Origin of the sequence: Micromonospora sp. ALFpr18c, from assembly GCF_008868155.1 — a bacterium.
Classification (GTDB): Bacteria; Actinomycetota; Actinomycetes; order Mycobacteriales; family Micromonosporaceae; genus Micromonospora.
In genome coordinates this window covers 1-23,352 of the sequence record NZ_WBKR01000091.1, presented here as the reverse complement: position 1 = coordinate 23,352, position 23,352 = coordinate 1, and the positions used below count along the sequence as shown (strand labels likewise).

Annotated in this window: 19 protein-coding genes; 8 read left to right on the top strand and 11 right to left on the bottom strand. The window is 73.3% G+C overall.

All coding sequences use genetic code 11. The annotated features are described in order from the left end of the window. On the top strand, window positions 1-4,530 hold a 4,530-nt coding region (locus F8271_RS17550), incomplete at its 5' end, for an SCO7613 C-terminal domain-containing membrane protein (RefSeq protein WP_151490846.1). 101 nt (window positions 4,531-4,631) lie between these two features. Here F8271_RS17550 and purE read toward each other — a convergent pair. Further along, the gene (gene purE, locus F8271_RS17545; RefSeq protein WP_151490845.1) at window positions 4,632-5,123 is read right to left on the bottom strand and encodes a 5-(carboxyamino)imidazole ribonucleotide mutase; all 492 of its coding nucleotides are present in this window, start codon (window positions 5,121-5,123) and stop codon (window positions 4,632-4,634) included. Window positions 5,124-5,154: 31 nt separating this feature from the next. Further along, on the bottom strand, window positions 5,155-6,330 hold the full coding sequence (locus tag F8271_RS17540; RefSeq protein ID WP_151490844.1) for a 5-(carboxyamino)imidazole ribonucleotide synthase: 1,176 nt from the start codon (window positions 6,328-6,330) through the stop codon (window positions 5,155-5,157). Between the two features lie 234 nt (window positions 6,331-6,564). Between F8271_RS17540 and F8271_RS32440 the strand changes: the two genes are divergently transcribed. Beyond that, window positions 6,565-7,035, top strand: a complete 471-nt coding sequence (locus F8271_RS32440; RefSeq protein ID WP_192580336.1) for a hypothetical protein — start codon at window positions 6,565-6,567, stop codon at window positions 7,033-7,035. Between the two features lie 7 nt (window positions 7,036-7,042). On the opposite strand, the gene F8271_RS17530 is transcribed toward F8271_RS32440, so the two are convergent. The 5 genes from F8271_RS17530 to mca form a co-directional block, all read right to left on the bottom strand. Further along, entirely contained in the window at window positions 7,043-9,088 is a 2,046-nt protein-coding gene (locus F8271_RS17530; RefSeq protein ID WP_151490842.1) for a thioredoxin domain-containing protein, read from the bottom strand. An 80-nt stretch (window positions 9,089-9,168) separates the two neighbouring features. Continuing rightward, entirely contained in the window at window positions 9,169-10,056 is an 888-nt protein-coding gene (locus tag F8271_RS17525) for a hypothetical protein (RefSeq protein WP_151490841.1), read from the bottom strand. A 111-nt stretch (window positions 10,057-10,167) separates the two neighbouring features. Then, a complete protein-coding gene (locus F8271_RS17520; protein ID WP_151490840.1) occupies window positions 10,168-12,699 on the bottom strand; it encodes a bifunctional diguanylate cyclase/phosphodiesterase in 2,532 nt (843 codons plus the stop codon). A gap of 179 nt (window positions 12,700-12,878) precedes the next feature. Next, window positions 12,879-13,172 (bottom strand): hypothetical protein, encoded by a 294-nt coding sequence (locus F8271_RS17515; RefSeq protein ID WP_151490839.1) that lies wholly within the window; start codon window positions 13,170-13,172, stop codon window positions 12,879-12,881. 48 nt (window positions 13,173-13,220) lie between these two features. Further along, entirely contained in the window at window positions 13,221-14,102 is an 882-nt protein-coding gene (mca, locus tag F8271_RS17510; protein ID WP_151490838.1) for a mycothiol conjugate amidase Mca, read from the bottom strand. 200 nt (window positions 14,103-14,302) lie between these two features. Between mca and F8271_RS17505 the strand changes: the two genes are divergently transcribed. Beyond that, on the top strand, window positions 14,303-14,743 hold the full coding sequence (locus F8271_RS17505) for a DUF4307 domain-containing protein (protein WP_151490847.1): 441 nt from the start codon (window positions 14,303-14,305) through the stop codon (window positions 14,741-14,743). Between the two features lie 156 nt (window positions 14,744-14,899). Continuing rightward, window positions 14,900-15,397: a transcription elongation factor GreA gene (greA, locus tag F8271_RS17500; protein WP_151490837.1), complete on the top strand. Its 498-nt coding sequence runs from the start codon at window positions 14,900-14,902 to the stop codon at window positions 15,395-15,397. Window positions 15,398-15,455: 58 nt separating this feature from the next. Here greA and ilvA read toward each other — a convergent pair whose 3' ends face one another. The 4 genes from ilvA to F8271_RS17480 all read right to left on the bottom strand — a co-directional run bounded on the left by ilvA (window position 15,456) and on the right by F8271_RS17480 (window position 19,831). Then, entirely contained in the window at window positions 15,456-16,676 is a 1,221-nt protein-coding gene (gene ilvA, locus F8271_RS17495) for a threonine ammonia-lyase (protein ID WP_151490836.1), read from the bottom strand. Further along, window positions 16,673-17,071, bottom strand: coding sequence for a DUF4328 domain-containing protein (locus tag F8271_RS17490; RefSeq protein ID WP_225854596.1), 399 nt, complete (start codon window positions 17,069-17,071; stop codon window positions 16,673-16,675). The genes ilvA and F8271_RS17490 overlap by 4 nt, the downstream gene beginning before the upstream one ends. A 195-nt stretch (window positions 17,072-17,266) precedes the next feature. Further along, window positions 17,267-18,676, bottom strand: coding sequence for an amidase (locus F8271_RS17485; protein WP_151490835.1), 1,410 nt, complete (start codon window positions 18,674-18,676; stop codon window positions 17,267-17,269). 12 nt (window positions 18,677-18,688) lie between these two features. Further along, window positions 18,689-19,831 (bottom strand): cystathionine gamma-synthase, encoded by a 1,143-nt coding sequence (locus F8271_RS17480; RefSeq protein WP_151490834.1) that lies wholly within the window; start codon window positions 19,829-19,831, stop codon window positions 18,689-18,691. A gap of 67 nt (window positions 19,832-19,898) precedes the next feature. Between F8271_RS17480 and F8271_RS17475 the strand changes: the two genes are divergently transcribed. The 4 genes from F8271_RS17475 to F8271_RS17460 all read left to right on the top strand — a co-directional run. Continuing rightward, the gene (locus F8271_RS17475; protein ID WP_151490833.1) at window positions 19,899-20,321 is read left to right on the top strand and encodes an HIT family protein; all 423 of its coding nucleotides are present in this window, start codon (window positions 19,899-19,901) and stop codon (window positions 20,319-20,321) included. Window positions 20,322-20,395: 74 nt separating this feature from the next. Further along, window positions 20,396-21,058, top strand: a complete 663-nt coding sequence (msrA, locus tag F8271_RS17470; RefSeq protein WP_151490832.1) for a peptide-methionine (S)-S-oxide reductase MsrA — start codon at window positions 20,396-20,398, stop codon at window positions 21,056-21,058. An 879-nt stretch (window positions 21,059-21,937) separates the two neighbouring features. After that, window positions 21,938-22,867, top strand: a complete 930-nt coding sequence (locus F8271_RS17465; RefSeq protein WP_151490831.1) for a ribonuclease Z — start codon at window positions 21,938-21,940, stop codon at window positions 22,865-22,867. Beyond that, window positions 22,864-23,352: GNAT family N-acetyltransferase (locus F8271_RS17460; protein WP_151490830.1), on the top strand; the 489-nt coding region annotated here is incomplete at its 3' end. The genes F8271_RS17465 and F8271_RS17460, both read left to right, overlap by 4 nt.

Genomic DNA, 23,352 nt, shown 5'->3' with positions numbered 1-23,352 from the left:
CCGCCGCCGCCCCCGCCCCGGCCGTCCTGGCTGGACGCCGACGACCCGGAGCATCCACCGGAGGCGTCGTCGCGGGAGGTGCAGAACATCCCGCTCGGGCTGGGCGCGTTGCTGCTCGGCGTGGCCGCGGTGGTCTTCGCGGCGGTGGCGACCAGCTCGATGGACGCGCTGGCCCGGCTCGGCATCCTGCTCCTCGCCACCGCGCTGATGCTGCTCGCCCCACCGGCACTGGCCCGGCGCGGCCTCACCTCGACCGCCGAGACGATCTCCGCGGTCGGCCTGCTGCTGGTGCCGTTGGCCGGGAACGCGCTCTGGGCGGTGGACCGGGTCGGCGTCACCGGCGCGGTCTTCGCCGGTGTGATCTTCGCGGTCACCGCGGCCGTCGCCTTCGGGTACGCGCGCTGGACGGGCCTGCGCGTACCCCGGTTCGCCACCGTGCTCGCCGCGCAGCCGGTGCTGCCCCTGCTGGCCTACGACCGGGTCACCGGGCCGGCCGGCTGGGCCCTGGTGCTGACCCTGGTGGCCCTCTTCGACCTGTGGCTGACCCGCTCCGGGGTGGCGGTCGAGCGGCCCGTCGGGCCGGACCTGCCGGATCCGGTCCCGCCGTCGACGCCCCGCCAACGCGGCAACGAGAGCCGCCCGGAGGGTGACCCGGAGGAAGCCGGCGAGGTCGTCGACGTCGACACCGGGTCCGCCGACCCCCGCCCGACCAGCCCGGTGCCGGGGCTGCGCGAGCTGATCTGGCTGCTGCACGCGGCGGCGATCGCGGTCGCCCTCGCGTACGCGGTCACCGCCCTGCTCCGGGCGCAGACCGTGCCGACGGCTGCCGGGGCCGGGGCGGCACTCCTGCTGGCCGCCGTGGTCGGCCTGGCCGGCGCGCTGGTGCTGCGGCGCCCGCCGCTGCCCGACGTCGCGGCCGGCATCCTCACCCTGGCGGTCATCGGCGCGCTCGGCCGGATCGTCTCGGTGGCACTGCCCGGCCGGTCGCTGCTGCTGATCGCGGCGGTCATCACGGTCACCGGGCTGGCCGTGCGCGCGGTCCCCGAGGCCGCCCGGCGCGGCCCACAGATCGCCTCGGCGGTGGCGCTCACCGTCAGCGGGCTGGTGGTCGCCGGAGGCGCGCTGCGCGCCGGGGTGGCGCCGGTCCGGGCGGCACTTCCCGCCTGGGCCGCCGACCTGGAGCGGTACCCGTCCGAGCTGGCCGCCGCGGTCGGCCCCACCACCTGGCAGCTCGCCGCCGCCGCGTTCCTGCTCACCATCGCCGCCGTGCTGGCCCTGCCACCGGAGATCCGCCGCGAGTTCGCGGTCGCCGGCGCTGCGCTGACCGCGCTCGCCGTACCGGCCTCGTTCGGTCTCGGTTGGGCGGTCGCGCCTTGGCCGATGGTCGTCACCGCGATCGGCATCGGGGTGATCGGCCTCTCCGCGCGTACCGGCCGGGCCGCTTTGGCGCACGGCGTCGGTGCCGCCGTGGTGGGCCTGTTCGGGGCGGGCGCCAGCCTCGCGCGGCCGACACTCACCGCCGCCGTCCTGCTCACCCTCTTCGTGGCCGGCGCACTGGTCGCGCTGGCCTCCCGTGTCCGACTCGCCTCCGAGGCCGCCGACACGGTCACCGCGTGGGCTGCCGGTGGTGCCGCCTTCGCGCTGCCCGGCGCGGTGGCCGCGTTCGTGGCCTCCACCATGCCGGTCGACCCCACCCCCACGCCGGCCAGCCTCCGCGAGGTGACCGTCCCGGTGCTCGCGGCGAGCTTCCTGGCCGTCTGCGTGACCCTCGGGTACGCCGCCGTCGTGCAGGTCTCCCAGCGGCGCATCCCCGCGCCACTGTCGGTCGGCACCGGGCTCGGCGCACTGGTCGTCACCGCCGCCGCCTTCGGCGCACCCGGCGCGACCGTCGCCGACGCGTGGGTGGGCGCGTTACTGCTGGTCGCCGCCGTGCTGCTCTTCCTCGCACCGTCGATCGACGCCGGCCGCCGATCCGACCTCACCCTGGACGGCTCCGACCTGGCCGCGGCGGCGGTGACCACCGCCCTGATCGCGACGCTGGTACGCATCGCGGCGGTACTCACCCCGGGCGGGCAGTTGGCGGTGGCCGCCGGCCTCGTCCTCGTGGTCGCCGTGGGCGCCCGCGCCATGCCCGAGGACTGGCGGCGCGGGCCGATCCTCGGCATCGCCGTCGGCGGCGTACTCATCGGTGTGCTCGCCGGATGGACGGCGCTGCGCGGCGGGGTGGGCGTGCTGGCGACCCCCGGCCCGATCTGGGATGGCGATCTGAGCGGCTGGCCGGCCGCGCCGACCGGCGGCGCCACCTGGCAGGCCCCGGTCGCGCTGGCGCTGCTGGCCGTCGCCGCCGGCATTCTGCTCCCGCCACCCTGGCGCTGGGACGTCTCCGGCGTGGCCGTGGTGCTCGCCACGATCGGCGCACCGGCCGCGTTCGACCTGCCCTGGTGGTCGCCGGTCCTGGTCGGCGGGATGGTCGCCACCGTCTTCGGGATGGCCTCGGTGGCCACCGAGGAGGCCCGGGCCGCGCTGTCCCGGGCCACCGTCGCCGGGGTCGTGGCGCTGCACGCGGCCGGCGCCGGCCTGGTCCGGCCGTGGACGACCGCGCTGGCGCTGGGCAGCATCGCGCTGATCGGCGTGGTGGTGGCCACGCTGGCCCGCGTCCTGGCCGGGCCGCAGGTGGCCGACATCGAGACCGAGGGGATGCCGCCGCACCTGGTGCAGATCGGCGGCGCGGCGACCGGTGCCGCGCTGCTGGCCCTCCCCGGCGCCGTGGCGGCGCTGTCCGCCGAGTTCCACCATTCCGCGCAGGTGGTGCTCACCGCCGCGCTGGCCGCCACCAGCCTCGGCCTGGCCGCCGTTGCCGCCGTCCGGCGACACGTACCGCAGTATCTGCCCTGGGTCAGCGTGGCCGTGGTCGGCGGCGCCACCATCAGCGCGCTCGCGGCGATCCCCACCGGTCTCGCCGCGGGCGTCTACGCGGCCGCCGCCGCCCTGCTCGGTGTACTCGCCGAGTTGATCCGGGCCGCGACCGTGCCGCCGACCGGCTCGGCCCAACCGGTCCGCCGGTGGACGGTGCTGTTCAACGGGGCACTGCGCCGGTTGCCCGACGACCCGGAGAACCGGCGGTGGCGGGTCAGCCCGTCCGCCGGCGCCCTGGCCGCCGCTGCCCTGCCGACCGTCCTGGCGCTCGTCTCGATCGCGCCCGCCCTGATCGCCGCCCTGGTCGAGCCGCACCGGACGTTGACCCGGATCTGGCAGGGGCCACCGCCGGAGCTGCGTACCCCACCGCCGGACGTGGTCGATCCCACCCACGTGCTGACCGCGCTGCTGCTCACCGCGACCGCGGCGCTGGCCGCCACCGGGTTCAGCGGCGGACGACGGTCCCGGGCCGTGCCGGTGGTGCTGCCCGGTGCGGCCGTCACCCTGCTGATCGCGCCCATCGCGCTGGGCAGTGGCTGGCCGGCCAGCACACTCGCCGCGCTCTCCGTCTTCACCATCGCGATGCTCGGCCTCGCGCTGACCCCGCCACCACCACTTGTCGAACCGGCCCGCTCCCTGCGGCTCGCCCGGGTGCTGGTGTTCGTCATCGGGTTGGCCGCCGGAGGCGCGGGCCTGGCCGGCAGCCTCGCCACCCGGGAACTCACCCTGTTCACCCTCGGCGGCGCTGTCGGCGTGGGCGTGGTGGCGGCGCTCTTCGGCACCACCCAGCGGGCCCGCATCCTCGGCTGGCTGTTCACCTCGCTGATGGCACAGCTCTTCGTCCTCACCGCCGGCCTCGTCGTCGGCCTGGCGGCGGTCTGGTCCGCGTTCGGGGTGCTCGCCGTCGGCGCCGCCCTGCAGGTGTTCGCCGCGACCCTGCCCCGCCTGCGCCGACCCGAGGCGCAGCGCGAAGCCTCCACCGTGCAGTGGAGCGGGTACGCGGCCGCGCTCATCGCGCTGGCTCTCGCCTTCGACTCGCCCCGGCACATCGCCGCCCTGCTGGCCGCGTGGGGCGCGGTCCTCGGGGTGGCGGCCACCCGGCCCGGCCGCCGGCCGGTGGAACGACGGATCCTGTTCTGGTCGGTGGTGGCGTGCGAGATCACCGCCTGGTGGATCCTGATGCGGGTCGCCGACGTGGCGCTGCCCGAGGCGTACACGCTGCCGTTCGCCGCCCTGGCCCTGCTGGTCGGCGTACTGGAGCTACGCCACCGTCCGGACCTGAGCAGTTGGGTGGCGTACGGGCCGGCGCTGGTCGCCGCATTCGTGCCGACGCTGGCGATCGTGCTGGCCACCGAGACCAGCACGCTGCGGCAGATGCTCCTGCTGCTCGGCGCGGTCGCCGTGCTGATCTTCGGTTCGTCGAGCCGTCAACAGGCGCCGGTGATCGTCGGTGCGTCGGTCACCGCGATCGCCGCCATCCACGCCCTGTTCAGTCTCGGCCCGTGGCTGGCGCTGATCCCGGTGGGCATCCTGTTGCTGGTGCTCGGCGCCAGCAACGAACGCCGCCGCCGAGCCCAGGAACGCCTACAAACCGCCCTCCGCGGCATGAGATAGAGCCGCAGCCCCCGGCGATCTTGCACTTTCTGTCGCGGCAAAAGGTGCGAATGCCGCGTAACGACGACCCAAAGTGCAAGATCGCGGGGGCGCGGCAGGGATCAGCGGAGCGTGGCCTGGAGGGCTGCTTCCTTCTGCGCCACCAGCTCTTCCAGGTCCTGCTGGTAGGTCGCCATCCGGGCACGCAGGCCCTCGTCGGTGGCGCCGAGGATCCGTACGGCCAGCAGGCCGGCGTTGCGGGCATTGCCGATCGACACCGTGGCCACCGGAACGCCGGCCGGCATCTGCACGATGGACAGCAGCGAGTCCATGCCGTCGAGGTGCTTCAGCGGCACCGGCACACCGATCACCGGCAGCGGGGTCACCGAGGCGACCATGCCCGGCAGGGCGGCGGCCCCGCCCGCACCGGCGATGATCACCTTCAGGCCCCGGTCCGCGGCGTCACGGCCGTACTCGATCATCGCCACCGGAGTCCGGTGCGCCGAGATCACCCGGACCTCGTACGACACTCCGAAGTCGTCCAGCACCTCGGCCGCCGCCCGCATGGTCGGCCAGTCCGAGTCGCTGCCCATGATCAGCCCGACCGTGCTCACGTCGACTCTCCTCGATTCGCGGCCGTGGGGGTCACTCGTGCCCCTCGCGCAGCCAGCGCACGGCCCGCGCCGCCCGCGCCCGTACGTCGTCCAGGTCGTCGCCGAGCACCGTGACGTGGCCGACCTTGCGGCCGGGGCGCACCTGCTTGCCGTAGAGGTGCACCTTCGCGCCCGGTTCGGCGGCGAAGAGGTGGTGCAGCCGCTCGTCGATCGACATTCCGCCCGGCTCGCCACCGAGCACGTTCGCCATCACGACCACCGGCGCGGTCAGCGCCGTGTCGCCCATCGGGTAGTCGAGCACCGCCCGCAGGTGCTGCTCGAACTGGGACGTCCGGGCACCCTCGATGGTCCAGTGCCCGGAGTTGTGCGGGCGCATCGCCAGCTCGTTGACCACGATCGCCGGACGGCCGGCCGCGTCGCGCACCTCGAACAGCTCCACGGCGAGCAGGCCGACCACGCCGAGCGCGGTGGCCAGGTCGATCGCGAGCTGCTGGGCGGAGAGCGCCAGTTCCTCGTCCAGGCCGGGCGCCGGGGCGAGCACCTCGACGTTGATGCCGTCGCGCTGGACCGTCTCGACCACCGGGTACGCGGCCACCTGACCGAACGGCGAGCGGGCCACCTGCACGGCCAACTCGCGGCGCAGCGGCACCCGCTCCTCGACGATCAGCCGGGTGCCACCGGCGAGCAGCGTGCTCGCCAGCTCGGTGGCCTGGGCGGCGTCGTCGACCATCCAGACGCCCCGACCGTCGTAGCCGCCCCGGGCCGCCTTGAGCACCACCGGCCAGCCGACCTGCGTGCCGAAGTCGACCAGCTCGCCCGGCTCGCCGACGGGCCGCCACGCGGGGTTCGGTGCGCCCAGCTCGGTCAGGCGTTCCCGCATGACCTGCTTGTCCTGGGCGTGCAGCAGCGCGTCCGCCGGCGGGTACAGGGTCACGCCCTCCGCCGCGAGCGTGCGGATGTGCTCGTTGGGCACGTGCTCGTGGTCGAAGGTGACCACGTCGCAGCTTTTCGCGAAGGTGCGCAGCGCGGCGAGGTCGGTGTGATCGCCGTACTGGACGTCGGCGGCGACCAGCGCAGCGCCGTCGTCGGGGGCCGCCGCGAGCACGCGCAGTGACTGGCCGAGGGCGATCGCGGCCTGATGGGTCATCCGGGCCAACTGGCCGCCACCCACCATGCCGACAACGGGTAGACCGGTACGGGAATCCATAGCGCGGCCAGCCTATCCGGGCCTTCGACGTGGCCACCCCGGAGGGCCGGCGACCCATCCGGGCGATGCCGGAGCACCGCCCGGGTGGGCCCGCCGGTGACCACCGGGCGTATGTCGGGCTGCGCGGAGCGTGGTGCTGGTCGTGACTTACGGTCCGAACGTCCGGCCGCAACCCGGGTGCTCCGCCGGGCGTGTAACGGGCATCGACGATTCACGCTGGACCATGGGGGAACGATGAATCTGGCAGTCCTACGCGTCCTCGCGCCGCTGACCGTCCTGGCAGGGCTGACGGCCTGCACCACCGCGTCGCCCGATCCCGTGGCCGGCTCCGGTGCCACGTCGTCCGCACCGAGCGCCACGCCCTCCGGTGCGACGCCATCCAGCGGCGCGACGCCGACCCCCGGCGCGGCACCCGCCACGTCGCCCAGCACCGAGGCCGCCTGCCCGGTGAGCGCCGCGACCCTACAGACGGCATCGGGGCTGGGCAGCACCCACCGGATCGACCCGGAGCACATCACGTGCGCACGCCGGTGGGCGACGGCCGGAGTGATCGCTGTCGACCCGGGGCAGCAGGGCGACGGCGTGATCGTTTTCGAGTACGCCGCCGGCAGCTGGAAGAAGATCGGCGAGGGCAGCGCCCTCGAATGCAGCCCGTTCGGCATCCCGAACGAGATCGGCGACCAGATCGGCTGTCACGACGACTAGCCGACCGTCAGCGGGCCGCACGCAGCTCGGCGACCAGGTCCTCGACCGAGGTGACCGGTCGCTGGCAGACGAAGCCCCGGCAGACGTACGCGGCGGACCGCCCGTCGACCAGTGGCCGGTCGGCGAGCAGCGGCACGCCGGGCTGGTCCGGCAGGCCGGCGACCACCACCGCGCCGGGCGGGGCGTGCCGCCGGGCCGCGGCCACCAGAGGGTCGCCGGCCGGGTCGTCGGTCACCACGGCGATCTCGTACGGCCCGGAGAGCAGCGCCTCGCCGGACATGGCGGCATACCCGGTGAACCGGGCGTGCCGCGCGACGATCGGTGCCACCGTGGCCAGCGCCGCCTCGGCCGCCTCCCGGTAGCGGGTCTCCCCGGTCAGGGCCGCGTACGCGACCAGACCGGCCACCAACGCCGACCGACCGGACGGGGTGGCGTTGTCGGTCGGGTCGGCCGGCCGGGTGATCAGCCGCTCCGCGTCATCGGCCGTGTCGTAGTACGCGCCGCCGGAGGCGGCGAAGTGGGCCAGCGCGGCGTCCAGCAGCTGACCGGCCAGGGTGAGCCAGCGGCCCTCGCCGGTGAGCTGGTGCAGCGCGCAGAATGCCTCGGCCACGCAGCCGTAGTCGTCCAGTACGCCGGCCGGCTCGCCGACCTTGCCGTCCCGGGAGACGCGGCGCAGCCGGCCGTCCACCAGGTGCGCGGTCGCCAGGTGCTCGGCCGCGTCACGCATCGCGCCGTCGGCGACGATGGTGACGCCCTCCATCAGGTTGGCGTCCTCGTCCTGCCGCGACGCGTACAGCCCGGCGACCTGGAGGAACTCGGCGATGGCGGTGATCGCCAGGCCGTTCCAGGCGGCCACCACCTTGTCGTCGCGAGCCGGCTGGGGGCGGGTGTCGCGGGCCGCGAGCAGCTGCCCCACCACCTGCTGCCAGCGGGCCCGAATCTCGGGTGCGACGTCGTCGACGTCCCGGGCGAGCCGCAGCACGCTCATGCCGTGTTCGAAGGTGCCCGCCTCGGTCACGGTGAACAGGTCGGCGGCGAAGCGGCCGTCGTCCTCGCCCAGCGCCTCGACGAGCTGGGCGGGCGTCCAGGCGTAGGTGAGACCCTCGACGCCCTCGGTGTCGGCGTCCAGCGCCGACGCGAAGCCCTCGCCCGGCCGGTGCAGCTCGTCGGCCAGGAACCGGGCGGTGTCCCGGGCGATCCGGCGGGCCAGCGGGTCGCCGGTGAGCCGCCACAGCTGCGTGTAGACGCGCAGCAGCAGCGCGTTGTCGTAGAGCATCTTCTCGAAGTGCGGCACCGTCCAGTGCGCGTCCACCGAGTACCGGGCGAAGCCGCCGGCGAGCTGGTCGTAGATGCCGCCCCGGGCCATCGCCTCGGCGGTGTGTCGGACGATCTCCAGGCTGCGCGGGTCGGCCGTGCGCTGGTGGTGGCGCAGCAGGAAGAGCAGGTTCATGTGCGGCGGGAACTTCGGTGCGCCCCCGAAGCCGCCGTTCGTCGCGTCGTACTCGCCGGCCAGCCCGGCCGCCGCGGCGTCGAGCAGCGTGGCGTCCAGCGGCGCGGTGGGGCCGCCCACGGCCTGCGCGCCGCCGATCGCCTCGACCACGGCGGCGCCCTGGCGCAGCACCTCCTCGCGCTGGTCGGTCCAGGCGGTGGTGACCGACTGGAGCAGCCGGACGAAGTTGGCGCGGGGGAAGTAGGTGCCGCAGAAGAACGGGGTGCCGTCGGGGGCGGCGAAGACCGTCATCGGCCAGCCGCCCTGGCCGGTCATCGCCTGCGTGGCGGTCATGTAGACCGCGTCCACGTCCGGGCGCTCCTCGCGGTCCACCTTGATCGACACGAAGCCGTCGTTCATGAAGGCGGCGACCTGCTCGTTCTCGAACGACTCGTGTGCCATCACGTGACACCAGTGGCAGGCGGCGTAGCCCACCGAAATGATCACCGGGACATCGCGCCGTTTCGCCTCGGCGAACGCCTCGTCGCACCAGGGCCACCAGTCGACCGGGTTGTCGGCGTGCTGGAGCAGGTACGGACTGGTGGCGTCGACGAGTCGGTTCACCCGACGACCATAACCAGCGCCGCCGGGTCCCGCCCGGCGGTCACCCGGCCCGGGCCGCGTGGGCCCGGGCCGGTCGCGGATCAGCCGCGCCGCACCTTGACCCGGGCGGTGTCCGTGTCAGCCACGAAGACGTCGTACGTGGTGTCGTAGGAGGTGGCGTTGGCGGTCACCTCGACGTCGCCCTTACGGAACGGGGTCTCGCTGAACGAGGGCGAACTCGACGTCCAGGCGATCGGGGTGCCCGGCGTGCAGGCCACCTCCGCCCGGACCAGACCCTCGGCGCGCCTGCCGTGCCACGTCTGGGTCAGGCCACCCTCCACGTACACGGTGGCCGGCGCCGTGCAGGTCACCGTGCCGTGCACCGTCACCTCGTCGGTCCCCGGGTCGATCGTGCCCGACGTGGCCACCTCCACGTCGACGGCGAGCACCGGCGGCGCGGGCGGGAAGGCGACGTGCACCTCGCCCCGGGCCGAGCCCGTCGAGTAGTTGCAGCGCTGCTCGAACGTGGCGTCGAACCGCTCCAGGTAGTCGTGTGGACCCCAGGAGATGTCGGTGACGGTGAACGATCCGGTCTGCCCGAACGGACAGATCCGGTCGTCGCCGGTCAGGGCGATGCCGGGCAGCGGGCTCTCGTAGAGGTATTCGGTGGCGCCGGTGTAGGTGCCCACGGTCAGCGGCTGGCCGACCGGCGCGCTCAGCTCGATCGTCCAGGGGCCGGCGGGTGGGTCGAAGACCTGGACGGTGAGGTGGTTCGGCGTGCCCCAGACGTTGAAGCCGTCCCCGGAGGCCGTGGCGAACGACAAGCTGCCGCCCTCGGTGATCGGGTCGTCCGGATCGCCGGTGACCGTCAGCGAGGCGGACTGCGGCGCCTTGGCCTGTGCGGGTGCGGCGACGGCCAGCGTGCCGAACGCCGCGACGGCCAGCGCGAGCCCCACGGCGAGCAGAGGTCGTTTCCCGGAGAGTCGCATGGTGTCCCTTCGAGAGGAGGACAACGCAGACCGATACATCCGCGCTGCTCGATCGACTCTAGGGCCTCACCAGGCGGGCCGCCGCCGTCCGAAACCGATCAGCGGGGGCGGTCAGGACGCGCCGTCGGCGCGCAGCCGGAAGACGTTCGACTCGGCCGAGTCGCGCAGCGACCCCAGCACCGCGCCGATCTTGTCCGCCGGCATCGGCTTGAAGAAGTGGTAACCCTGCGCGGAGGTGCAGCCCAGCTCGGCCAGCGCCATCCGCTGCTCGGCGGTCTCCACCCCCTCGGCGACCACCCGCAACCCCAGCTCGTGAGCGAGGCCCACGGTGGTCCGTACGATCGCCGCCGCCTCCGGCGAGTCGGCCATCCGGATCACGAACGAGCGGTCGACCTTCAACTCGTCCACCGCGATCCGGGTGAGGAAGGTCAGCGACGAGAAGCCGGTGCCGAAGTCGTCCACGGCGAGCTGCACACCCATCGACCGGAGGGTGGCCAACACCTCGTCGATGATCTCCAGCTCGCTCATCACCACCGTCTCGGTGATCTCCAGGACGAGTCGGCGCGGCGGCACCTGGTGGCGGCGCAACGCGTCGGCGATCTCCGCCGGCAGCCGGGGGTCGAGCAGGCTACGTGCCGACAGGTTGACCGAGATCGGGACGTCCAGCCCCTCCCGTGCCCATTCGGCGGCCACACCGAGCGCCTTGTCCAGCACGTACCGGGTGAAGGTGCCGAGCTGCTCGCTGTTCTCCACCGGGCGGATGAAGTCGGCCGGGCTCAGCCAGCCGCGCCGGGGGTGCCGCCAGCGAATCAGCGCCTCCACCCCGGTGGGCGCGCCGGTGGCCAGGTCGACCGCCGGCTGCAACGCCAACACCAGCTGGTCGTCGACCTTCAGCGCCTCGCGCAGCTCGGCGAGGAGGGCGAGCTGGTCGGTGCTGGCCGCGTCCCGGCTGCCGTCGTACGCGGCGACGTTGCCGCCGCCCTCCTTGGCCTGGTACATCGCGATGTCGGCCCGGCGCAGCAGCTCGGTCAGGTCGGCGGTGCCGGCGTCGGCCACCACCACGCCGACGGACACCTCGATCGACATCCGCACCCCGGCCACCTCGGTCGGGGCCGCCAGCCGTTCGGCGATCTCCCGGGCCTGCCGCAGCGCGTGCGCCAGCGGGGCGGCCCGGTCGCCGAGCACCGGGGCGGAGGTGAGCAGCAACGCGAACTCGTCGCCACCGAGCCGGCCGAGCAGGTCGCCGGGGCGGGCCATCGCGCTGAGCCGGTTCGCGGTCAGCCGCAGCAGCTGATCGCCGGCGGCGTGCCCGAGGGTGTCGTTCACTTCCTTGAACTGGTTGATGTCCAGCAGCAGCAGCGCCACCGGATGGTCGTGCGCGAGCTGACGCAACGACTGGTCGCCCTTGCCGAGCATGGCCGCCCGGTTGGCCAGCCCGGTGAGCGGGTCGTGCACCGCCTCGTACGACGACCGCGCGGTGACGAGCCGAAGCTCACGGTGGGTCGCGGCGTCGTGCAGCGCCGCGGCGAGCGCGTCACCGAACGCGGCCACGGCGTCGCGTTCCCGGTTGCTGGGCGGGGCGGAGCGGGGGAACCGGACCCGCAGCCGACCGACCGGCGCGGCGCCGACGGAGAGGGCGCGGACCAGCTCGTGCTCGTCCGGCTCCGACAGGTCCGGTGGGCCCACCTCCCGGTCGACCAGTTGGCCGCCCGCATCACCCCGGTAGCGGCGCCAGCGGCCGTCGGCCCGCGCCACGTCGACATCCACCAGCTCTGCGTTGAACAGCGCCAGCGCGCCGGTCACCGCCGCGCTGGCCGCGCCCCGCTCGTCGAGCTGGTTGAGGGCCGCGGTGGCCTCGGCGAAGGCCCGCCACGTCCGGCGTTCCTGGTCGGCGCGCAGACGGTAACGGTAGGTCTGCTGAAGCAGCCAGAGCAGCGGCGGAAGGAGCAACAACCAGCGCGGGTCCAGCTCCAACAGCGCGACCACCACCAGGCCGACCGCCAGGTTGCCGACGAACATCAGCAGTTTGCCGCGCAGCGCCGCCAGCAGGGGCGGACCGATCGGCAGACCGTGCCGCAGACCCACCGTCACGCCACCGAGCCAGGCGGTCACCAGCAGGTAGGTCACCGACCCGGCGATCACGGCCAGCGCCAGCATCGGGGTGGGCGCGGCGAGCAGCGGCTGCCCCAGCGCGGTGGCCACGGACACCGCCAGCGCCGTGGCGGCGGCCAGCGACGCCGCGATCCGGACGATCTCCAGCGCGGGACGACGGTCGTTGTGCAGCGACAGCACCGTCCAGGACAGCCCTGCGCCGAGCAGGGTGGCCGATGGCAGCCAGCCGGCGGGCGCGAGGTAGAGGCAGACGATCAACGCCGCCTCGCCCCAGGTGATGCTGACCATGCCGGCGGGCGAACGGAACCGCAGCCGGGCGAGCTGGGCGATGGCGATGACGGCGACGACGATGCCGAAGCGGGCCGGACCGCCGAGCGGGTCGTCGGGCGGCAGGCTGGCCGGGAGGGTCAACCCCACGGTGGCGGCGGCGAGGGCGGTCAGCGTCAGCGCGGCGGTGAGGACGAGCAGCCGTGCCGGCGTACCCCGCACCCCGAGCCGGTCGAACGGGTCGCCGGCCGGGCCGGAGGTCATCGACCTTCCCCGTCAGCCGACCGGGCGACGGTACGACGGGCGGCCGGTGCTGTGACTGTCATCGGCGCCCCCTCCCGCGCATGGCTCGGGGACTTTTGGTCCCCCCGGCGGAAGGCTAAGCCAAACCGGGTGGTCGCAACAGGGGGCGACCACCCGGTTCGGCGTGAATCATGCGGGGACTACCCGTTCCGCTGCTGCTGGTGCCCGTTGGGAGCGGGCGTGGATGAATCGCCGCCCGCGGTCCCGTCTGTCGGATCAGCGACTGCCGAATCGACCCTGGTCGGGTCGGCCGGCCGCCCCTGCGGGGGGAACCGGTCAGGCAACCGACGCAGCCGGGCGTTCATGTTGCGGATCAGCAGGATGGTCGCGGTGGCCAGCAGCAGGATGAGGAAGAGGCCCATCGGGCCGGCCAGCCCGCCCGTGCGGGTGTCCCCGAAGTTGTTCTCCGCGAGCACCTGGGCAGCGGTCAGCATGGCGTTCCTCCGATGTGCGGTTGGTTATCAGGGTAGCGCCGCCGGGAATCAGCGCGCGTGCACCGTCTCCCGCACACCGGCGAAAAGGTCGGACTCGGGCATCGGGCTGTCCACCATCGATCGGGCCAGCTCGTAGTCCTCGGTCGGCCAGGCACGCTGTTGCAGCTCCATCGGGACGTGGAACCAGAACCCGTCCGGGTCGACCTGGGTGGCGTGGGCACGCAACGCGTCGTCGCGGACCGGGAAGTACTCGGCGCACTCGACCCGCGTGGTGATCCGGGGGCCCTTGTCCGGGCGGTCCTCCCAGCGCGTGAGCCACTCCTCGTACGGCGACTCCTTGCCGGCGGCGAGCATGCCCTCGTGCAAAGCCATGATCTTGGCCTTGGAGAAGCCGATGTCGTAGTAGAGCTTCAACGGCTGCCACGGGGCACCCAGCTCCGGGTACCGCTCCGGGTCGCCGGCGGCCTCGAACGCGGCCACGCTCACCTTGTGACACATGATGTGGTCGGGGTGCGGGTAGCCACCCTCCTCGTCGTACGTGGTCACCACGTGCGGACGGAACTCGCGCATCAGCCGCACCAGCGGACCGGCGGCCACCTCGACGTCCTGGAGGGCGAAGCAGCCCTCCGGCAGTGGCGGCAGCGGGTCGCCCTCGGGCAGCCCGGAGTCGACGAAGCCGAGCCAGGCCTGCTCGACGCCGAGGATCGCCCGCGCGGCGTCCATCTCGGCGCGCCGGATGTCGGCGATGTTGGCCCACACGTCGGGCCGGTCGAGCTTGGGGTTGAGCACGCTGCCGCGCTCACCGCCGGTGCACGTCACCACCAGGACGTCCACCCCCTCGGCGACGTACTTTGCCGTGGTCGCCGCACCCTTGCTCGACTCGTCGTCCGGGTGCGCGTGGACGGCCATGAGACGCAGTTGCTCTGCCAACTTCGGCGCTCCTCGTCTGTGCCGGACGGTGGATCCGACCGGACTCAACCGGCGTGACCTGCCGGGGATCCTCCGCACCCCGCCACCGGTAGCACCGCGCGGGGCCCGACCTGCCATTCCTGCGGCTGCGCCGGGCTGGGAAGATGGACTCTGTCATTCTTGCCGATGCCGCCGACAACAACGCCAGGAGATACCCGCCGGTGACCGAGACGCACGCCACAATTTCACCGGGCGCGCCGGTTTTTCCCGCCGGACGCTACGGCCGCCGCCGGGCACCCGGCGGAAAGACCCGTCGTACGCTGCTGGCCGGCCTGGTGCTTCTGGTGCTGGTGACCGCGCTGACGCTGATCTCGTTCCGGCTCTACCGGCAGTACGGCGATCCGGCGTACGACGCCCAGGTGATCACGTCCACCGACATCACGGACAGCCAGGTGCTGGTCGACTTCCGGGTGACCGTGCCGCCGGGCGGATCGGCGGTGTGCGTGCTGCGCGCCCGGGACCGCGCCGGGGTCGAGGTGGCCCGCGAGGAGATCACGGTGACCGCGGCCGCCGGCGATCGGCACGTCACCACCCGGCACCGCCTCGCCACCACCGCGCGGCCGTTCATCGGCGAGGTACTGCGCTGCCGACCCCCCGCCTGAGCTGAGAAAACATCTCCCTCAGCGGGTGTCTGGGGCCGACTACCTCCGGCGCTCGGTACGGACACCGGTGGTGATGGCCGACACGCTGTGTCGTACTGCACTGGTAACTTGGTAATTCACCTGTCAGCCAGCCACGCACAACTGAGGAGACCGCCTGTGTCCACTGGCAACGAGGCGCCCGCCACCTGGCTGTCCCAGGACGCGTACGACCGCCTCCAGGCCGAGCTCGACGAGCACATCGCCAACCGCCCGGCGATCGCAGCCGAGATCAACGCCCGGCGCGAGGAGGGCGACCTGCGGGAGAACGGCGGCTACCACGCCGCCCGCGAGGAGCAGGGCAAGGCCGAGGGTCGCATCCGCTACCTCCAGGAGCTGCTGCGTACCGCCAAGGTCGGCGAGGCGCCGACGGCGGACGCGGTGTCGCCCGGCATGGTCGTGACGATCTACTTCGACGACGACACCGACGACACCGAGACGTTCCTGCTGGGCTCCCGAGAGATCGCGGCCACCACCGACCTGACCGTCTACAGCCCCGAGTCCGCGCTCGGCAAGGCGATCCTGGGCGGCCGGGCCGGGCAGACCTGCACCTACACGGCGCCCAGCGGCGCCGACATCAAGGTGACCGTGGTCAGCTTCGAGCCGTTCTCCGGCTAGTCGTCGCCGGCTCCACCGCACGATCAGACGCGCATCCGAGGCGTGGCACCCGTTGGTGTCACGCCTCGGCGGCGAACACCACCTGGTAGCCGCTGGCCCGCAGTGCGCTGATGAGCGTGTCCGAGTGCTCCACACCCCGGGTCTCCACCGACAGCGCCACCTCCACCTCGCCGAGGCTCAGGTGCGGGTTGGCCCGCTGGTGCTCCACGTCGACCACGTTCGCCCGGTGCTCGGCGATCTGGCTGAGCAGCGAGGCCAACTGTCCCGGTCGGTCCGAGCAGCGCACCGTCACCCGCAGGTAGCGTCCCGCCGCCGCCAGACCGTGCTCGATCACACGCATCATCAGCAGCGGGTCGATGTTGCCGCCGGACAGCACGGCGACCACCGGTGTCTCCACCTGCACCACACCGGCCAGCAGCGCGGCCACGCCGACCGCGCCGGCCGGCTCGACCACCTGCTTGCCCCGCTCCAACAACATCAGCAGCGCCCGGGAGATGTCCTCCTCGGAGACCGTGACGACCTCGTCGACCAGCTTGCGGACGTGGTTGAAGGTGATCACCCCGGGACGGCCGACCGCGATGCCGTCCGCGATGGTGGCGAAGGCGGGCAGCCGGACCGGCTCCCCGGCCGCCAGGGAGGGCGGGAAGGCCGCCGCACCGGCCGCCTGCACCCCGATGATCCGGATGTCCGGACGCAGCGCCTTGGCCGCCACCGCCATGCCTGAGATCAGTCCGCCGCCACCCACCCCGGTGATGATGGTCCGCACGTCCGGGCACTGTTCGAGGATCTCCAGCGCCACCGTGCCCTGCCCGGCGATCACGTCCGGGTGGTCGAACGGGTGGATCAGCACCGCTCCGGTGCGCTCGGCGTACGTCTGAGCGGCGACCAGCGCCTCGTCGACGGTGTTGCCGGCCAACTCGACCTGCGCGCCGTACCTCTTGGTGGCGGCGACCTTCGGCAGCGGCGCGTTGACCGGCATGAAGACCGTCGCGTGCGTGCCGACCAGGCCGGCCGCGAGAGCCACGCCCTGGGCGTGGTTACCGGCGCTCGCCGCGACGACGCCGCGTTCCCGCTCCTGGGCCGACAACCGGGAGATCCGCACGTACGCGCCGCGCACCTTGTACGAGCCGGCGCGCTGGACGTTCTCGCACTTGAGCCAGGTCGGCCCGCCCAGCGCCGCGCTCAACGGCCGGGAGGGCTCCAGCGGGGTGGTCCGGATGACGCCGTCGAGCAGTTTCCGCGCAGCCCGCACGTCGTCGAGGCCGACCAGTTCCGTCATGCCCCGATCGTGCCACCCGCCTCCGGCGGCCCCGGCGGCGACACCGGGCCCGGGGTGAACCGCCGCCACAGGCTGTCCCGCGCCACGTTGGCCACCACCCGGGCCGGCACCGCGAGGTTCGCGAACGGCACCAGCCAGCCGGCGATCGCCCAGCCGGCCCCCAGCGTCGGCAGCGCGCCCGGGAACGCGTCGGTGTTCTTGCGCGCCCGCCAGGTCCAGATGATGACCAGGACGCCGGCCGTGACGTACGCCACCGCCATCGGGATGGCGAGCACCCCTTGGACGATCAACGCGCCGAGCAGCAGGTCCCGGTCGTCGTCGGCCCGGGCCTGCCGGGCCAGGACCATCCCGACCAGCGGCGAGAGCGCCACCACCAGGTAGAACACGGCGGTCACGCCGACCGCGAGGGACGCCGCGAGCCCTATCCCGCGAACCCGGTAGGTCGGTAGGCCGGGAGTGACGGCGGGCTGGCCGAGCGGCGTGTGGCAGCGCGGGCAGTCATTGTTTTCGGGGGACGTGGCGTCCCCGCAGCTCTGGCAGCGCATTGGTGTCCCCCGGTCAGCGCGACGATGCGCGCACACCGTAGACGATCATGCAGCGGCCGGCGACCCCGTTCCGACCCGGGGATAGCCGGGGGCGTGACGCGCCCACGGAGCGGCCATCTCGAACTGACCCGCCACGCCGAGCAGCAGCAGCTCCGAGCCGGGCGGGCCGACCAACTGCACGGCCACCGGCAGGCCGTCCGGGCGGCGACCCACCGGCACGACGATCGCCGGCAGGCCGGCGATGTTCCACGGCGCCGCGTACGGGGCGTAGCGGATGCTGGCCGTCATGTTCGCCCGCCACGGCCGGTCTGACCACCGCGCGGCCTCCGGCGGAGCGGTGGCCAGCGCCGGGGTGAGCAGCAGGTCGACCGAGTGGTCGGTGAAGAAGTCGGTGGACCGCTGCCGCCAGGCGGCCCGGTCGGCCTCCCGGACGTACCCGCGACGCTGCGCCCACTCGCCCAACGCGACGTGTCGACGGCTGCGCCGTTGCAGGCCGCGCCGGTCCAGACCGGAGGCCCGCACATCGGCAGCGGCGGCGGCGAACCAGGTGGCGATGCCCTGCAGGCCGAGCGCGGTGGGGTAGACCGGATCGGCCGGTACGGTGTCGTGCCCGGCGGCGGCGAGCAGCCGGCCGGCAGCGGCGACCGCGTCGCGGTTGGGCCCGTCCGGTGCGACGCCACGCACCGGCGACCGCAGCGAGACACCCACGCGCAGTCGCTGCGGGGGGACCAGCTTCTCCTGCCGCCGCCCGGCGAGCACCGAGAAGCCGACCGCGGCGTCGGCGACCGTGCTGGTCAGCATGCCGTGCTCGGTGAGACCGAACCAGTCGTCCGCGCCGAGCTGGCAGGGGACCACGCCCCGACCCGGCTTCAGCCCGACCAGCCCGCAGCAGGCGGCGGGGATCCGGATCGAACCGAGACCGTCGTTGCCGTGCGCGATCGGCACCAGCCCGGCGGCCACCGCGGCGGCCGCGCCGCCGGAGGAACCGCCAGGGGTACGCGAGCTGTCCCACGGATTGCGGGTCACCGCGCTGTCGTCGTCGGTGAGTGCCCACAGGCCCAGCTCGGGCATCCGGGTCACGCCCAGGATCACCGCGCCGGCGCCGCGTAGCCGGCGGACCACCTCGTGGTCGGCCTCCGCGACGTCGGTACGGACTGCGGCCGACCCGTTCCAGGTGGGCAGGCCGGCGACCGGAGTGTTCTCCTTCACCGCCACCGGCACCCCGGCGAGGGGCAGGTTGGCCAGGTCCTCCTGCTCGTCGACCTTCTCCGCCTCGGTGATCGCCTCGCCGCCGCGAACGGCGCGGAACGCGGCCAGTTCGCGGTCGGCGGCAGCGATGTACTCGAGGTGGTCGGCGACGACCTGAGTGGCCGAGACGTCGCCCCGGCGCACCCCCCGGGCGATCTGCTTGGCGGTCGCCCCGACCCAGGTCGCCATGATGTCCTGCACGGCCATCCTCCCCAGCGGTCAGCCCAGTGCCTGCTCCAGATCGGCGAGCAGGTCGTCGACCGTCTCGATGCCGACAGACAGTCGCACGAGATCGCCGGGAACTTCAAGCGGCGAGCCGGCAGCACTTGCGTGTGTCATCCGGCCGGGGTGCTCGATCAGGGATTCCACTCCGCCGAGCGATTCGGCGAGCACGAAGAGCTTCGTGCGGTTGCAGATCTCCACGGCGTGGTCCTCGCCGCCGGACGCCCGGAACGAGATCATGCCGCCGAAGCGGCGCATCTGCTTGGCGGCCACCTCGTGACCGGGGTGCGAGGGCAGCCCCGGGTAGATCACCTCGGCCACCTTGGCGTGCCCGTCGAGGTAGCCGGCGAGCCGCTCGGCGTTGTCGCAGTGCCGGTCCATCCGTACCCCGAGGGTCTTGATGCCGCGCAGGGTGAGCCAGGCGTCGAACGGGCCGTTGATCGCGCCCATCGCGTTCTGGTGGTAGCGCAGCTCCTCGCCGAGCGCGGCGTCGGCGACGACGAGTGCGCCGCCGACCACGTCGGAGTGCCCGCCGATGTACTTGGTGGTGGAGTGCACGACCACGTCCGCGCCGTACGCGATCGGCTGCTGGAGGTACGGCGAGGCGAAGGTGTTGTCGACCACCAGCAGCGCGCCCGCGTCGTGCGCGACACCGGCCAGGGCGGCGATGTCGGCGATGCCGAGCAACGGGTTGGTCGGCGTCTCCACCCAGACGATCTTCGTACGGCCGGGCTGCACGGCGGCCCGGATCGCGGCCGGGTCGGAGACCTTGGCCGGGGTGAACTCCAGGCCCCAGCGCCGGGCGACCCGGGCGAAGAGCCGGTAGGTGCCGCCGTACGCGTCGTCCGGGATGATCACGTGGTCGCCCGGCTGGCAGACGGCCCGCAGCAGGGCGTCCTCGGCCGCCAGGCCGCTGGCGAAGGCGAGCCCGACCGGGCCACCCTCCAGCGCCGCCAGGCACTCCTGCAGGGCGTCGCGGGTCGGGTTGCCGGAGCGGCTGTACTCGTAGCCGAGCCGGGGCGCGCCGACGGCGTCCTGGGCGTACGTGCTGGTCTGATAGATCGGTGGAATCACCGCGCCGGTGCGGGCCTCAGGGTCCTGACCGGCGTGGATAGCGAGCGTCTCGAAGCCGTGACTCATTCTGGTGAGGCTAGTGCCCCGCTCGGCGGGCCGGGGCGGAGCCGGGCAGGCGGCATAGCCTGGACCGATGAGCGGGTGCGTGTTCTGCGAAATCGTGGCGGGTACGGTGCCGGCGTTCCGGGTCGCCGACGAGCCGGACGGGGTGGCTTTCCTGGACACCCGGCCGGTGTTCAAGGGGCACGTGCTGGTGGTCCCCCGGGTCCACCTGGTCACCCTGGCCGAACTGCCGGCCGACCTGCTGCCGGGCTACTTCGCGCTGGTTCGGCGGATGGCCGTGGCGGTCCAGACCGGTCTGGGGGCCGGCGGGACGTTCGTCGCGATGAACAACACGGTGTCCCAATCGGTGCCGCACCTGCACACCCACGTGGTACCGCGGACCAGGGGCGACGGGCTGCGCGGCTTCTTCTGGCCGCGTACCCGTTATGCCGACGACGCCGAGGCCCGCGCCCACGCCGACCGGGTGGCCGCCGCCCTCCCGGCAGGGGCCTGAGTCACACTGGCGCGGGTAAGGAAGGAAGGCCCACCGGTGTTACACGCTGGGAGAGGTATGAGAGGAGTCCCACCGTGTTCCTGCGCCGTATGAACGCCGAGATGGTCGCGCCCGACCAGGCTCTGCCCGGCCGCCCGATCGCCATGCCGGTCGCCGACCGGCACGAGGTCCTGGGCACCCCGCTCAAGGGCCCGTTCCCGGAGGGCCTGCAGGTCGCCGTCTTCGGCATGGGCTGTTTCTGGGGCGCCGAGCGGCTGTTCTGGACGCTGCCCGGCGTCTACACCACCTCCGCCGGCTACGCCGGTGGCATCACCAAGAACCCGACGTACGAGGAGACGTGTTCCGGCCGCACCGGGCACGCCGAGGTCGTCCAGGTGGTGTACGACCCCAGCAAGATCAACTATGAGGACCTGCTGAAGGTCTTCTGGGAGAACCACGACCCCACCCAGGGCATGCGCCAGGGCAACGACGTGGGCACCCAGTACCGCTCGGCGATCTACACGACCACCGACGAGCAGCGGACCATTGCGGAGTCGTCCCGGGACGCGTTCCAGCCGATCGTGACGCGGGCCGGCAAGGGTGAGATCACCACCGAGATCGCCCCGCTCGGCAGCTACTACTTCGCCGAGGACTACCACCAGCAGTACCTGGCACCCACGAAGAACCCGAACGGGTACTGCAACCACGGTCCGAACGGCCTGAGCTGCCCGGTCGGCGTGGCGCGCGTCGGCGGCTAGCCGGCGGCGGGCCGGGGGGGCGGAGCCTGCTACGTCTCAGCGACGTACACGCCCGACCCCGGGACGCCAACCACGATCCCCCGCGCTTCACACCTCGTCGGGAGCCTGCGGCAGGCTCGACTGCCAGCTTTCCGGTTGTGCCATCCTGGCGAGAATCATCCCGCCACCGTTTCCGGTCAGGCGCTCCTCCGGGTTACCGCCTTGGGGGCCGCACCGGGGTCGGTTCCACCCACGCGGGGAGCCTGTGTCGATGACTGGTCCCCGGAGGCGGGGGGTGTCGGCGTTTGCCGGAACCCAGGGCTGGACAGACGCGACATGTTCGCGTCGAACTCCTGCCGACCGCCGTACCCGCTATCGGGCGACGCGCGCGACGGTGACACCGGATGAGTGCTGGCGGAATTCCCCACGCGCTGACGCCATGCCTCGATGCCGGGAGCACGGCGCCGACCCACGAGCTGGCATGGGCGGGGTGATCGTCGCAGCTGGCGCTACAGCCGACCTCCAGCGCGACGCAACGCCCGGCTGCCGCACGACCTCGAGGGCCGCCACCGACAGGTGGCCGGGCATTCCCGTTCGGCCCTGTGATCGAAATCCGTTGCCGAGCCCCGCGAGGACTCGATAACGTGGCCGTACACGCGAAAGGAGGTGGTCCAGACTTGTATAGCAATCGGACTCGTGAGGTGGCTGTCCGCTAGCCGCTGTCCTCGACAGTGATCGGTCCGCCGACAGGCGGGCACCAGCACCATCGTCGGGACCGTGTGGCAGCGGTGCGGCGAATTCCAGACAGCCACCCGACCCCCGGGGTGCCGGCCCAGTCCAGCCGGCCCGCGCGACAGCGCGGAGCGCCCCGGGGGTCGCTTCATATCCGGAGGACCGGCGATGTCGATGCGCGAACTGGTGGTGCTGGGGACGGCCAGCCAGGCGCCGACCCGGCAGCGCAACCACAACGGGTACGTGCTGCGCTGGGACGACGAGGTGATCCTCTTCGACCCGGGTGAGGGCGCCCAGCGCCAGTTCCTGCACACCACGGTCACGGCCACCGACCTGACCCGGATCTGCGTCACCCACTTCCACGGCGACCACTGCCTGGGCCTGCCCGGCACCATCCAGCGACTCTCCCTGGACCGGGTGGCGCATCCGGTTGCCGTGCACTTCCCGGCCGGTGGCGCCGAGTACTTCGCCCGGCTGCGGCACGCCACCTCGTTCTACGAGACCGCCGAGCTGGCGGTGACCCCGATCGAGACCGACGGGCAGCGCATCGCGCTGGGCTGCGGCCTCCTGGAGGCACGCCGGCTACGGCACCCCATCGAGACGTACGGGTACCGGCTCGTCGAGCCGGACGGGCACCGGATGCTGCCGGAGAGGCTGGCCGCGTACGGCATTGCCGGGCCGGCCGTCGGCGAGCTGATCCGCGTGGGGCACCTCGACCTCGACGGACGCCGGGTCACCCGGGCCGAGGTGAGCGTGCCCCGGCCGGGGCAGCGGTTCGCCTTCGTGATGGACACCGGCCTCTGCGACGGGGTGTACGCCCTCGCCGAGCACGCCGACCTGCTGGTCATCGAGTCGACGTTCCTGGAGTCGGAGGCCGCGTTGGCCGCCGAGGTCGGCCACCTGACCGCGGCGCAGGCCGCCCGGGTGGCGACCGAGTCCGGGGTACGACGGCTGGTGCTCACCCATTTCTCCCAGCGGTACCCCGACCCGCGCCGGTTCCACGACGAGGCGCGCGCCCACTTCGACGGTGACCTGATCATCGCCGAGGATCTGACCACGGTGCAGGTTCCGCCCCGCCGGGTAGCCTCGGCCGAGTGACCGTCACGCTCCGCCCCGCGACCGGTGACGACCTGATGGGGGTGGGTGCGTTGCACCAACGTTCCCGGGTCGCCGCGTACTCCTCGTTCCTGCCGCCCGAGGCGCTGGCCGAGCCGACGGAAGAGGCGATGGGGTGGTTCTGGACCGAGCGGTGGCGCTGGGAACGGGACGTCCACCGGATGACCGTGGCGGAGCGCGCCGGGGCCCTGGTCGGGTTCAGCTACCTGGGCCCGGACGACGAGGGTGGCCCGGCGACCGGGCTACTCAACGCGCTCCACCTGGACCCGCGCGAGCAGGGCCGGGGCACCGGCCGCGCGCTGATGGTGGACGCCCTGGATGCGATGCGCGCCCAGGGTTGGTGCCGCGCGGTGCTGTGGGTGCTGCGGGACAACGCCCACGCCCGCGCCTTCTACGAGCGCGGCGGCTGGACCCCGACGGGCGCGCAACGCGACGAGTACATCGGCCCCGTCCCAACCCCCCAGCTC